General features: G+C 68.0%; 15 protein-coding genes. 9 read left to right on the top strand and 6 right to left on the bottom strand.

Annotation, left to right across the window (positions count from 1 at the left end; all coding sequences use genetic code 11):
- Nucleotides 1-64: 64 nt before the first annotated feature.
- The 3 genes from L978_RS13135 to L978_RS13125 all read right to left on the bottom strand — a co-directional run bounded on the left by L978_RS13135 (nucleotide 65) and on the right by L978_RS13125 (nucleotide 4,086).
- The gene (locus L978_RS13135) at nucleotides 65-1,903 is read right to left on the bottom strand and encodes a class I mannose-6-phosphate isomerase (protein ID WP_081997052.1); all 1,839 of its coding nucleotides are present in this window, start codon (nucleotides 1,901-1,903) and stop codon (nucleotides 65-67) included.
- Entirely contained in the window at nucleotides 1,900-2,781 is an 882-nt protein-coding gene (locus L978_RS13130) for an ROK family protein (RefSeq protein ID WP_047523677.1), read from the bottom strand. The genes L978_RS13135 and L978_RS13130 overlap by 4 nt, the downstream gene beginning before the upstream one ends.
- Before the next feature lie 282 nt (nucleotides 2,782-3,063).
- On the bottom strand, nucleotides 3,064-4,086 hold the full coding sequence (locus L978_RS13125; RefSeq protein ID WP_047523676.1) for a LacI family DNA-binding transcriptional regulator: 1,023 nt from the start codon (nucleotides 4,084-4,086) through the stop codon (nucleotides 3,064-3,066).
- A gap of 262 nt (nucleotides 4,087-4,348) precedes the next feature.
- On the opposite strand from L978_RS13125, the gene L978_RS13120 reads away from it, so the two are divergent.
- The 7 genes from L978_RS13120 to L978_RS13095 all read left to right on the top strand — a co-directional run bounded on the left by L978_RS13120 (nucleotide 4,349) and on the right by L978_RS13095 (nucleotide 8,982).
- Nucleotides 4,349-5,536, top strand: coding sequence for a MalY/PatB family protein (locus tag L978_RS13120; RefSeq protein WP_047523675.1), 1,188 nt, complete (start codon nucleotides 4,349-4,351; stop codon nucleotides 5,534-5,536).
- Nucleotides 5,537-5,632: 96 nt separating this feature from the next.
- On the top strand, nucleotides 5,633-5,860 hold the full coding sequence (locus L978_RS13115; RefSeq protein WP_047523674.1) for a hypothetical protein: 228 nt from the start codon (nucleotides 5,633-5,635) through the stop codon (nucleotides 5,858-5,860).
- Between the two features lie 47 nt (nucleotides 5,861-5,907).
- Nucleotides 5,908-6,630, top strand: a complete 723-nt coding sequence (locus L978_RS13110) for a 3-keto-5-aminohexanoate cleavage protein (protein ID WP_047523671.1) — start codon at nucleotides 5,908-5,910, stop codon at nucleotides 6,628-6,630.
- Between the two features lie 35 nt (nucleotides 6,631-6,665).
- Nucleotides 6,666-6,824 (top strand): hypothetical protein, encoded by a 159-nt coding sequence (locus tag L978_RS18790; RefSeq protein WP_156118294.1) that lies wholly within the window; start codon nucleotides 6,666-6,668, stop codon nucleotides 6,822-6,824.
- A gap of 96 nt (nucleotides 6,825-6,920) precedes the next feature.
- On the top strand, nucleotides 6,921-7,826 hold the full coding sequence (locus L978_RS13105; RefSeq protein WP_052193707.1) for a hypothetical protein: 906 nt from the start codon (nucleotides 6,921-6,923) through the stop codon (nucleotides 7,824-7,826).
- Nucleotides 7,827-8,034: 208 nt separating this feature from the next.
- Entirely contained in the window at nucleotides 8,035-8,691 is a 657-nt protein-coding gene (locus tag L978_RS13100) for a hypothetical protein (RefSeq protein ID WP_156118293.1), read from the top strand.
- A gap of 9 nt (nucleotides 8,692-8,700) precedes the next feature.
- Nucleotides 8,701-8,982: a hypothetical protein gene (locus tag L978_RS13095; RefSeq protein ID WP_047523669.1), complete on the top strand. Its 282-nt coding sequence runs from the start codon at nucleotides 8,701-8,703 to the stop codon at nucleotides 8,980-8,982.
- 152 nt (nucleotides 8,983-9,134) lie between these two features.
- Here L978_RS13095 and L978_RS13090 read toward each other — a convergent pair whose 3' ends face one another.
- A complete protein-coding gene (locus tag L978_RS13090) occupies nucleotides 9,135-9,521 on the bottom strand; it encodes a VOC family protein (RefSeq protein ID WP_047523667.1) in 387 nt (128 codons plus the stop codon).
- A gap of 69 nt (nucleotides 9,522-9,590) precedes the next feature.
- Between L978_RS13090 and L978_RS13085 the strand changes: the two genes are divergently transcribed.
- Nucleotides 9,591-9,887 carry a hypothetical protein gene (locus L978_RS13085; protein ID WP_047523665.1) on the top strand — a complete coding sequence of 99 codons (297 nt, stop codon included), beginning with the start codon at nucleotides 9,591-9,593 and terminating at the stop codon, nucleotides 9,885-9,887.
- Between the two features lie 59 nt (nucleotides 9,888-9,946).
- Here L978_RS13085 and L978_RS13080 read toward each other — a convergent pair whose 3' ends face one another.
- Nucleotides 9,947-10,948, bottom strand: a complete 1,002-nt coding sequence (locus L978_RS13080; protein WP_047523662.1) for an SDR family NAD(P)-dependent oxidoreductase — start codon at nucleotides 10,946-10,948, stop codon at nucleotides 9,947-9,949.
- Between the two features lie 75 nt (nucleotides 10,949-11,023).
- On the opposite strand from L978_RS13080, the gene L978_RS13075 reads away from it, so the two are divergent.
- Complete coding sequence (locus tag L978_RS13075; RefSeq protein ID WP_231555066.1) at nucleotides 11,024-11,593, top strand: TetR/AcrR family transcriptional regulator; 570 nt, start codon at nucleotides 11,024-11,026, stop codon at nucleotides 11,591-11,593.
- A 6-nt stretch (nucleotides 11,594-11,599) separates the two neighbouring features.
- Here L978_RS13075 and L978_RS18975 read toward each other — a convergent pair.
- The coding region (locus L978_RS18975) for a hypothetical protein (protein WP_047523655.1) at nucleotides 11,600-12,005 on the bottom strand (406 nt) is incomplete at its 5' end.

Genomic DNA, 12,005 nt, shown 5'->3' with positions numbered 1-12,005 from the left:
ATGCGGTGCAAGGGATTCCTGTGGTGGGAGTCCCCGGCGGTGGATGCTGCATGGTGCGCGGTGTTCAGTTGTCACTCGTGCGCGAGCCGCGCACGTAGGCCTTGACGGTCGCGAAGCGGGCGCTGCGCGAGTTCTCGGTCCGTTCGATCCGGTACGCTCCCACCGCTGCCGGGACGATGAACGTCTCGGCGTAGTGGATCACGAAGGGTGCGAAGGCGTCGGTCGGGCTCACCACGCGCACCTCGTCCCCCTCCACCAGGTTGAGTACGTTGACCGTGCCCTCGGTGTCGTGGTCGGCGCCCTGTTCGAACCAGTGCCGGCGCACCTCGATGAACTCCAGTTCGTGCAGGCCGGTGCTCTCCTCGATGACGTCACCGTCGGTGCGGATGGTCTCGACCTGGTCGAGGAGGTTGTCGCCGACCCACGTCGTGTCGCGGTCCCATTGGATGTTGCGGGCGCCGTGGTCGAGGTGCACGGGACGAGGCACGCCGTCGAGGCCGACACGGCCCCAGTCCCAGAGCTTGAAGGTGAAGATGAACGGCGTCGCCGAGATCTCGAGAACCATCGAGTTCGCGCCCGAGCAGTGGATGGTGCCCGCCGGGATCGCGAAGTGGTCGTGCTTGCGGGCCGGGAAGGAGTTGACGTACTTCTCCGCCGGGAAGGGGTGCTCGCCGTCCTGCGCGGTGGCCAGGTCCTGCAGCATCTCGGCGCGGTCGATGCCCTCCTTCGTGCCCAGGTAGACCACGGCGTCGTCGCCGACGTCGAGCATGTAGTAGCTCTCGTCCTGCGTGTAGTGCATGCCGAACGTGTTCTGGATGTAGTCGGTCAGCGGATGCACCTGCAGGCTGAGGTTGCCGCCGTCCATCGTGTCGAGGAAGTCGAAGCGGATCGGGAACTCCGCGCCGAAGCGGGAGAAGGTCTTCGCGCCGAGCAGATCGACCGGGCGGCTGAACACCAGGTCGAGCGCGGGGATCTCGACCACTCCGCCCTCGCCTTCGAGCAGCAGCGAGTTCTCCTCGGGGACGCAGTCGAAGCACCACGCGTAGTTGTCCTTCGACGGGTCGAGGCCGATGAGGTTCTTCATCCACTGCCCGCCCCAGACGCCGGGGTCGAAGAACGGCACGACGCGGAACGGCCGGGACGCGGCATCCTTCAGCGCCTGCCGGAAGGCGGTGCCCGTGATCATGCCCGCCTCCGGGGAGTCCGGATGCGGCTCGGCCGGGGCGATCGCGTTGCCGTCGAGCACGAAGTCGAGTGTCTCGAAGAGGCTGCGCTTGTGGCGGTCGGCGACGCGCCACTCCACGAAGAAGCCGCGCTTGTACTTGCGCAGGTTGTCTTCCGCCGCGTTGTCGGCGCGCCAGTTGGTGGCACCCTTGCGCTGGCGCAGCTGGATCTCCCAGCGGGCCATGTCGACGAGCACCGTCGCGGCGGAGCCGTCCAGGCGCGACGCCAGGAGAGCGGCGCCCCAGCCGATCACGACCGTCGGGGTCTGCGAGATGCCGGCGGCGAGGGCGTCGAGCTGCGCGGCGTCGTAGAACTCGGCGAGGGTGAAGTGGCTCATGACGCCGAAGACCCGGTCGTCGGTGAGGTTCGGTGCGATCAGCTGTTCGACCTCGGCGACCGGGCGAGCGGCGGTCTCGACATCCTGCACGGTCCACTCCGGCAGGGCGGATCGCACCTGTGCCGTCAGGGTCGGGAGGTCGACGCCCGGGTACGTGTCCACGAGGAGCACGGGGGCGGTGCCGGTCACGCGCGCACAGGCTTCGGCGAGCTCGGCCGCTGCTTCCCAGCCCTCGCCGCCGCGCAGGATGCGCTCGCCCTCCGGCAGGGCCACGGTGGGCTGGGTGTCGTAGCGACCTCGGGTCGTGTGCCCTTCGTGCATGTCGCTGATCGGGGTGGTCACTTTTCCTCCTGCGGTGTTGCGGTGTGGGTGGTCGTCGAACGGGCCAGGACGCTGAGTCCGCGGGCTACCGAGAGCTCGGGCTCCGGCGGGACGACGAAGCGCGGGGGCGTGATCGAGGGCCAGAGGTGTGTGCGGACGTGGGCTTCGATCGGCGCACGGACCGCGTCTCCTGCACGGAGGATCCCGCCGGAGAGGATCACCACGGCCGGGTCGTAGGAATGCACGAGCGACGTGACGACCGCGCCCCACACGTGCAGGAACCTCACCCGGAGTGCCGCATGCGCGTCGGTGGTGAAGACCTCGGTCATCGTGACGGCTTCCGGGAGGGCACGCGTGCTCGCGAGGGCTTCTCCGCATCCGACGTTGCCGCACGGACAGAGGGGCCCGTCGAGGTCGACCGTGAGGTGTCCGCCGAGGATGCCGGCGTGCCCGGTGCGTCCGCGCAGAGGTGTGCCGTCGATCATGGCCGCCGTGCCGATCCCGGTGCCGAGGGTGACGAGCACCGCATCGCGTTCTCCGGGGGCGCTGCCCGACGACGTCTCGCCGATGAGGGCGGCCCTGGCGTCGTTCTCGACCGTGGCGGCGAGCCCGAACTCGGTCAGGGACCAGGTGCTCAGGTCGAAGTCGCGGAGGAAGTCGTACTTCGCGTTGGCGTGCAGCATCCGCCCGGAGTGCGGGTCGACGACGCCGGGGACCGCGATGCCGACGGCCTCTGCGGGGCGATGGGCTTCGTCGAGGAGACGGTGGGCTGCCGCGGCGGCTACGGAGAGGTCGGCGCTCGTTCCTTCGATGCGGACGCTGCGTGCTGCGACGACACGGCTGCCGTCGATCAGGGCGAGTTTGATCTCGGTGCCCCCGAAGTCGATGCACAGCTCCATCGGTCCTCCTCGTCGATGATTGGTAACGTTATCAATACGGTGGAGGGGTGTCAACACCTCGGTACCGGTACCGGTGGCCGGTGGCGGTGGCCGGTGGCGGTGGCGGTGGCGGTGACGGTGGCGGTGGGTGTGGGTGCCGGATGCCGGATGCCGGTGGTTCGGTGCCGGATGCATGACTCGCGGACGCGTGCATGACGCGGTGTGAGCGCACGCTCATGCATCCGGTGCGGGATCATGCATCCGGAAGGTGCGAGGTGCGAGGTGCGAGGCGCGCGGAGGGAGTCAGCGCACGCCGCGGAGTGAGACCGGCAGCTCGATCTCACGGGCCGGGGTGTCGAGCTTCCCTCCGTCGAGACGGTCGAGCAGCAGACGCGTGGCGGCGCGGCCCAATTCGCGCGGGTCGTGGTCGATCACGCTGATCGGCACCGGAGAGAGCTCGGCGAGCTCGAAGTCATCGAAGCTCACGATCTCCGGGAAGTCGGTGGCACGGCGCGATCCGGCGTTCAACTGGGCGCTGATCTCCTTCAGGGCACCGATCGCGTTGCGGTTGTTGGCGCAGAAGATCGCGGTGGGGGGATGTGCGGCGTCGAGGAGGGTGCGGGTGGCGTCGCGGGCCTGGTCGACGGTCTGCTGATTCGTGGCGACGATGTCCGGGTCGACGGTCAGACCGTGTTCCGACAGGGCGCGGACGAAACCGGCGTAGCGGCGCTCACCGGTGAAGATCGAGAGCGCGTTGCCGAGGTAGCCGATGCGGGTGTGGCCGTGCTCGATGAGCGCGCTCGTTCCGCGGTGGGCGCCGTCGTCGTCCGCGAGTACGACGCTGTCGGCGGCGAGTCCCTCGATGCGGCGGGAGGCGAGGACCACGGGGACGCCCTGACTCTGGGAATGGGCGAGGTGCGCGGACGAGGTGCCGGCGGGGACCACGATGAGCCCGTCGACCCGGCGGCCGAGGAAGTCACCCACGAGGTCGGCCTCGCGTGCGACGTCCTCGGACGTGTTCCCGAGGAGGATGCGACGACCGGTCAGGGCGGCTTCCTCCTCGACGCCCAGCGCGAAGGTGCTGTAGTACGGGTTGGCGATGTTCGTGATCGCGACGCCGATGAGTCCGCTGCTGTGGCCGGGGCGGATGCTGCGGGCGTTCTCGTTGCGGTGGTAGCCGAGCTCGGCGACGGCCTCCATGACGCGCTGCTGCACGTCGGGCTTCACGTTGAGTCCGCCGGAGAGGGTGCGCGACACGGTCATGGGGCTCACGCCCGCTCGGGTCGCGACTTCCTTGACGGTCGGGCGGCGCGCTCGTTCGCTCATCACTGCCCTCCGAGGTGTGGTGTCGCCGATCAAGGGAACGTTACCAGCGGGGCAGCCGCGGCGCGTCGCGTTCACAACTCAGGAGAAATCTTGCTGATGAGTCTCCCGGACCCGGTTGAGCGCCAGCGGAGCGCAATCTTCCGGAGTTGTGAACGCTGCAGATCCGAGCCCCTCCCCCTGGGGCGTCGTCACGCACCGAAATCTGACCTGCACCGGCACGCGGCCGTCCGTAGATTGGTCGGATCCTGCCCGGGAGGAGACCATGCCTGACGACTGTCCGTCGCATCCGTTCGATGCGCGCACCCGAGTGCACCTCGATCGTCCGCAGAGCCGCAAGTGGAGCCTGCATCCCGGTCGGATCGGCGCGTGGGTGGCGGAGATGGACTTCGGGATCGCGCCCGAGATCGCCGACGCGCTGCACCGCGCGATCGATGACGAGAACCTCGGCTACCTGTCGCCCCCGCAGGCCGCAGGACTCGGAGAGGCCACCGCCGCGTGGATGCAGGACGAGTACGGCTGGGCGGTCGACCCGGAGCGTGTGCACCCGGTGTCGGATGTGATGGCGGCTCTCGGCGTCGCGGTGCGGGAGTATGCGCCCGCGGGATCGCCCGTGATCGTGCCCACTCCGGCGTACATGCCGTTCCTGACATATCTTCCGGCGATCGGCCATCCGGTCATCGAGGTCCCGGGTGTCGAGGTCGACGGGCGGTGGCAGCACGACCTGCAGCGCATCGACGAGGCCTTCGCCGCGGGAGCTCGCACGCTCGTGCTCTGCAATCCGCACAATCCCACCGGCACGCTCCTCGGTCGCAAAGAACTCGAGGCGATCGCGGAGGTGGTGGAGCGGCACGGCGGACGGGTCTTCGCGGACGAGATCCACGCCCCGCTCCGCTATGACGGCGCCCCGTTCGTGCCGTATGCCTCGATCTCGGATGCCACCGCCGCGCACACCGTCACGGGGACGAGCGCCTCGAAGGGGTGGAACATCCCCGGACTGAAGTCGGCGCAGCTGATCACCTCGAACGACGCCGACCAGGCGCGGTATCGACGGTTCGGCTTCGCGGTGCAGCACGGTGCGTCGACCCTGGGGGTTGTGGCCTCGACCGCCGCGTACCGTCACGGTGGGCCGTGGCTGTCGGACGTGACCTCGTACCTCGACGGGTCGCGGCATGCGCTCGCGGCGCTGGTGGACGAACACCTGCCTGGTGCGGTTTACCGCATTCCCGAGGCGACATACATCGGCTGGATCGATACCGCTGCCCTGCGGATCCCGGGGCCGCCCGCTGAGTTCTTCCGTGAGCGGGCCGGGGTCGTGCTCACCGAGGGACGGCTGCTGGGGCGCGGTGCGGAGAGCCATGTGCGAGTCGTGTTCGCGACGCCCCGTCCCATCCTCGCGGAGGCTGTCACGGCGATGGGTGCGGCGGTTCGGGAAGCCGGTCTCCTGCGCTGACGGCCTCCGCCTCGAGCTCCTGTCAAGAGGGTGTCAAGGGGCTCTACCGGTGTCGGTGGTCTGGCCTAGAAAGGAATGCGAGAGAAGGGATTCCGCATGGCCGCCGGCGATATCGAGACGTTCCACCGCAACGGCATCTGGTTCAACCGCATCGAGGGTGAATCGCAGACGTTGGGCAGCAGCTTCGAAGATGAGGCCGAGGCGGTGAAGGTCGGTCGCAGCGCGGCGGTCGCGCGCCAGGTCGCGCACACCGTGCGCACGGAGGAGGGGCCCTCGCCGGAGGCGCACATCTACGATCTCCACCCGCGTGAGCTGATCGGGTGATCGGGGCGCCCTCGGATCCGCCTTCGCGCCAGGAGTCCGAAGGAGGGATGCTGCTGCAGGCATGTGTCAACGGTGCCCGCGATCCGGTCGAGCATCCGTGGTTGAGCGCGGATGCGAGTGTCGTCGCCGAGGATGCGGCGCGGGCTGTGGATGCGGGCGCGCGGGAGGTGCACGTGCACCCGAAGAACGCGCGCGGGCAGGACAGTCTCGCAGCGCCGGACGTCTCGCGGTGGGTCGCAGCCGTCCGCGCGGCGCAGCCCGGCGTCGCGGTGGGAGTCACGACAGGGGCGTGGGCGGAACCCGATGTCCAGCGTCGCCTGGCCGCGATCGAGTCCTGGACGGAGGCGCCCGATCATGCCTCCGTGAACTGGCATGAGGTCGGTGCTGACGAGGTGGCTGCACTGCTGCTGCATCGTGGCATCGCGGTGGAGGCGGGGCTGTGGGATGCGTCCGGATTCGAGGTGTGGAAGCGTTCGCCCGTCCGGGGCGAGTGCCTGCGGGTGCTGATCGAGTTGCCGGACGAGCCGGCGGAGACGGTGCGCGCGCATGCTGAGGCGATGATCGCGCATGTCCGGCTGGAGGAACCTGACATCCCGATCCTGCTCCACGGTGAAGAGAGGTCGACCTGGACCGTGTTCGATCTGGCGGTCGAGCTCGGCCTGGCCTCACGGATCGGCTTGGAAGACACGCTCCTCCTTCCCGATGGCAGCACGGCGCCCAGCAATGCGGCGCTGGTGCGTGTGGCTCTGGAGCGGATGCGGGGAGTCTGACCGATCCGGCAGCTCCTCGGGGGCATCCTGGGGCCATGTTCGGTGAAAACGTGCTTCTCTTCATCCTGTTCTGGGCGGCCGTGTTCCTCAGCGGCATCCTCATCTCGTGGCTGGTGATCTACTCGGCCGTGCGCGCGGCTCTCTCCTCGCATCGGCAGGCGATGGCGCGCACCGCGCGACCCGGTCCGATGTGATCTCCGGGCTCTTCGGCTGAGCTGTGCGGGCGCCGACCGGGCGGACTCGGTCGTGTCTTCCCGGGAGCCCGGTCTGCGTGTGACACGTTCTTCTCTATGACTGAAACGCCCGTCGTCGTTGCCGATCCGATCGAGCGGTCGCGCGCTCTGCCGCTGTTCCTCGGCATCGGGGGTGGTGTGCTGGGTCTCTTGCCGTGGGTGATCGCCGGCACGTTGCCGCTACAGAACCTGTGGGCGTCGCCGACGATGCCGGAGGACATGCCGTTCGTGCTGCTGCCGCTCAGTCAGTACTTCGCGACGCTGCTCTTCTCTCTGGTGCTGCTCGGCGGGGTGTTCGCCGGCGTCGCCGTGCACGTGGTCGCGCGGCGCCGCGACGTCGCCGTCTGGCCGGCGGCTCTCGGCGTCGCGGTCGTGCATCTGGTCGCGATGATGCAGAGCTTCGGTGTCTTGGCCCAAGGGCTCGCGCTCGGCCGTGGGGGTGACCCGCGTGCGATGGTCTACTTCGCCGGGCTCCTGGGCGGCGTGATCGTGGCCGCCCTCCTGGCGCAGCTGGGCTTGCGGATGACGTCGCGCCGTTCGGTCGGCGTCGCTGCGCTCGGTGTCGCGCTTGCGGCCGTGCCGTTCGGAAGCTGGGTCGGCCGGTGGTTCCTGGCCTTCACCGGCGAGGTGTTTCCGCCCGTGTTCCTGCCCGAGCTGCTGCGGTGGATCCCGGCCATCGTGGTCGGCGCTGCACTCGTGTGGTGCGGGGTGCGGCCGGCGTCGCGGATCGTGGTGTGGGTGGTGGCGCTGCTCTCGCTGTGGCTGGTGCCCGCGCTGTTCACGGCGATCCAGTACGGGCTCGGGATGCGGGTGCTCGACGGTGATGTCGCCGAGATGGCACGGGTTTCGGTGCAGTTGTTCCCGATGGTGCTCGCGGAGGTGTGGCTGCCGGTGGTCGTGGCTCTCGTGATCGCGGTGGTCGGGACGGTGGTTCGGTTGGTGGTGGAGCGCGACCGTCCGTAGCTCTGCATCAGGTTGAGCGGTGGCCCACCGAACCGTGCCGAGCCGCTAGCGGGCTCGATCAGTTTCACAGCGTTGATCCCGATCAGTCAGAGCGTGTTCGACTTTCGTCTGCCCACCGAAGTGGGGAAGCGCGCTTCCAGTGCCTCCAGATACGTTGACATCGCGGGTTGAGATTCAGCCTGCGTAGATCGGAGATAGCGTGCGACGAATGAAGATTTGCACCTTGGCCGTAGTCGGAATGCTGTCGGTGGGGACACTGTTCGCGGCATCACCTGCACTGGCTAGTGGTACGGATTCTGACTCCATTGGACAGGAGGACGTGCTTGAGTTGGCTGCAGCGCTCGATGTGACGGCAGAGACAGAAGCTGCGATCGGCGAAGCGTACATGTCGCTGAGCGCCGCGGAGCGAGATGTCGTCCTCGAAACGCTGGAGAGCGATCCCGCGGCATTGATCGAGTGGCAGGCGTCGTCCTCTAGTGAGGTTGGTGCAGTAGCTTTGCCGACGCGTGAGGAGCAGTCGCGTTCTGCCCGAGCAGCCAAGGCGACCGCCTTGGTCGCCAAGGACAGCAAGACTGCGTACATGCTAGGGATCCCGATCGGCACCTGGGTCATCGAGTACAAGTACTACGCGACTTCTACGGCAGTGACGGGGAACATTGACTGTCAGGGCTGGTTCAACGGGATCGCCGTATCCGACACAGTAAGGGAGTCCTCATACATCGTGAGTGGCCGAGGAACGTGCAGCGCCCGTCACACGATGAGCTTCATCTTCAAGGGATCCCCGGTTTCCTGGAACAAACTCCATACCTTCACGACGAAGTCAGGCAACCCTCGCTCCCTTAGCGGTTCCCTGACGAACGTTTAAACTCAGGGCATGCTCCAGACAACGACACGATCGAAGGCACCCTGGATTCTCGGGCTTTCTCTCGGCGCAGTCGTGCTGACTCTCGCAACGTCATGGGGTGCGATTCTCCAGATCGCGCTGCTTGGAGTGGCGATCTACCAGCTGACGCAGAAGCCGACGAAGAAGGATCGGAATCTGCTTCTCATCGCGTGCGCAGTGATCGCAGTTTCGCTCGCGTGGCTCATCGCGACGACACTCGTGACCTATGGCTTCTCGAGCGACGTCGACGTCACTTCGGTGCCCTTGAACTAGTCAGATCCACACGAAGAGGGCTCCACCAGATGGAGGGTCCTCTTCGTGTGATCGCGGAACGCCGGGATTTTCGTCCAGAGCCGAGCGACTAAGGCTGTTGGGGCGAAGGTGCCCCGGCGCGGAGGAAGCGACCCGTGCTCTGACAGGGGAACTCACGAAGAACTCGAGGATTCCCATCCTGCCCAGTCAGGACGGTCGACGATGCAGAAGCGGTTGCCTTCCGGGTCTTCCATGATCACGTAGTCGGCATCGGCGGGGCGGCCGTCCCAGTGCACCTCACGCGCGCCGAGTCCGGTGAGGCGTTGGACCTCGGCGGTCTGGTCGTCGGCGTAGATGTCGAGGTGCATGCGCGGCGGCAGCGCCCTCTCGGAGTGGTGCGCGTCGAGGGAGATGCACGGAGTCTCGGCCTCGCGAGGCTTGAGCACGACCCAGTCATCTACCGCCGGGTCGCGCTCGATGTAGTCGAGGGCTTCTTTCCAGAAGCGCGTCTGCGCGGGGAGGTCGGTGACGCGGATCACGATCGACGCGAGCTTCAGCATGGGTCGAGTGTAGGGCGGGTTTGGCCCGGGCGGGAGGCTCGGGGCCGCCGGCCCCGATAGGGTGCAGGCATGGATGCGACACAGGGTGATGCGACTACCGTCTCAGCGGAGGAAGCGCAGCGGACGATCTTCCGCCGCTGGTCCTGGACGGTTGCGGTGGGACTCCCGCTGATCGCGTCGATCGTCGGTATCGCGCTCACGAGCACGGGGACGGTCGAGCAGTGGAACTCGCTCGGCGATGACATGTACGACGTGGTCATGCTCGCCGTCTGGCCCGCCGGACTCGTGCTGCTCAGTGTCGGACTGCTCGGTCTGATCGCCACGGCTCTCACCGCCGCAGTACTCACGACGAAGCGCTCCTCCTAGCCGAGACGCGAATGCCCCGCCTTTCGTGTCGGCGGGGGCGTCGGTCTCGCGGGTGCGGCTTACTGCACCGACCATCCGCCGTCCGAGGCGAGGATCGCACCGTTGATGTTCACGGCATCGTCCGACAGCAGGAAAGTGATGGATGCCGCGAGGTGCTCGGCCGTCGCCACAGTCGGGATGGCCTGCTGGAACGGGGCGAGCCGGCCGGAGCCGTACTCGGACATGTGCGGGGGCATCGGGATGCCGGTCGCGACGCCGCCCGGGGCCACGGAGTTCACGCGGATGCCCTTCGGTCCATACATGAAGGCTGCCGACTTGGTGACGCCGATGATGCCGTGCTTGCTGGCCGTGTAGGCGTTGCCCGAGGCGTTGCCGCGCAGGCCTGCCTCGCTCGAGACGTTGAGGATCGCGCCGCGACCGGCCGCCTCCATGACGGGGATGACCGCGCGCATGAGCTTGAACGGAGCGGTCAGGTTGATCGCGATCACGCGGTCCCAGACGGCGTCGGGGGTCTCTCCCGCGGGGGAGAAGTCATCGTTGATGCCGGCGACGTTGGCGAGACCGTCGATGCGGTCGCCGGCGGCGGCGAGGACGGCGTCGATCGCGTCCTGCTTCGTGAGATCGCCCGCGACCGTGACGATGTCGGCGTCCGGAAGTTCGGTCTTGAGCGCGTCGAGCTTCTCGGCGGCGATGTCGCTGGCGATCACGCGTCCGCCTTCGCGGGCGATGCGCGCGGCGGTGGCCTTGCCGATCCCGGAGGCGGCGCCGGTGACGATCACGGTCTTGCCGGCGAAGCGACCGGATGTGGGCTTCTCGGTCCAGCCCTCGGAGGCGTCGTCTTCGGGGATCTCGCCGCCGTTGGCCGCGCGGACGAGGTCGTCGACGACCGACTGGGGGAGCTGGCCCTGGCTCATCGCGACGAGCTGCTGAAGGGGGAGTCCGAGCACCGGGGTGAGGAGCTCGGGATCGGCGCCGGTCTTCTCGAAGAGTCCGCGGATGAGGGGCCCGCCGGTCGGGTCGTTCATCCAGTCGCCGATGGTGGAGTGTGCGGTGAGGGCCATGCTCGTTCTCCTTGTTCGGGTTACGCAACGGTGCGTCTACTTATGTTCCAGTGTACGCCTGAGTACGCTCGGAAGGTGCCTCGTCCTCGTAGTGAAAAAGCCCGCCAATCCGTGCTGGAGGCGATGCGGCGCGCGCTCGCCGCGGGTGGCTACGACGCCGTGACCATCGAGGGGCTCGCGGAGGCTGCGGAGGTCTCGAAGCAGACGATCTACCGGTGGTGGCCGTCGAAGGCTGCGATCCTCGGTGAGGCGCTGCTCGAAGGCGGATTGCCCGGTGCCGAGGTGTCGGTCCCGATGACGGCCGATCTCGGGGCGGACCTGCGGGCGTGGTTCTCGGCGATGAGCGCCGCGCTGGCGGATCCGGAGGGCGTCGCGGTTGCTCGCGCGTTGATCGTGGTGACCGCGTCGGATCCCGACCTCGGGCTGGCGTTGAACGAGAAGCTCGCGGCGCCGATCCGCGAGTGGGTCGCGGGACGGGTCGCACGGGCGGTCGAAGCCGGAGACGTGCGGGCCGATGTGGATGCGGCGGCCATCGCGGATCAGTTCATCGCGATGGCCAGCTATGCCGCTCTGCTGGGGCGACCGCTGAGCGACGGACGGGTGGATGCGACGGTGGCCGTGCTGCTGCGGGGTATCGGCGCGTAGGCGGGACTAGATCTCGTGCCGGTGGAGCAGCAGGAGAGCGGCGGCGGCGACGCGGATGGAGGCGTCGTCGACGTATCTTCCGCTGATGATGGCGAGCAGCAACCCTTCGATGGAGCGGAGGATGGCATCCACCTGGCGTGCGTGTGAGGGGTCGCGGCGGATCCCCTCCCACCGGGATCGGAACGAGCGGAGCAGTTCCAGGATGAGTCCGATGAACGCGGCGATCCGGCTGTCGATCCCCAGCTCGGCGGTGGCCGGCCACCATTGCTCGCCCATCGATTCGTCGAGGTTCGCCAGGGCGCGCTCGAGGGCGTCCTGACCGAAGAGGTCTTCGCACGTGCGCATGAGGCTCTCGCGGTCGAAGCTGTCCCAGTGCGGGGTGGGCGGCAGGGGGACGGTGTCGGCGGGGAAG

The organism is Microbacterium sp. ZOR0019 (assembly GCF_000800925.1).
Classification (GTDB): domain Bacteria; phylum Actinomycetota; class Actinomycetes; order Actinomycetales; family Microbacteriaceae; genus Microbacterium; species Microbacterium aurugineum.
This window is presented reverse-complemented; position numbering and strand designations above follow the sequence as displayed.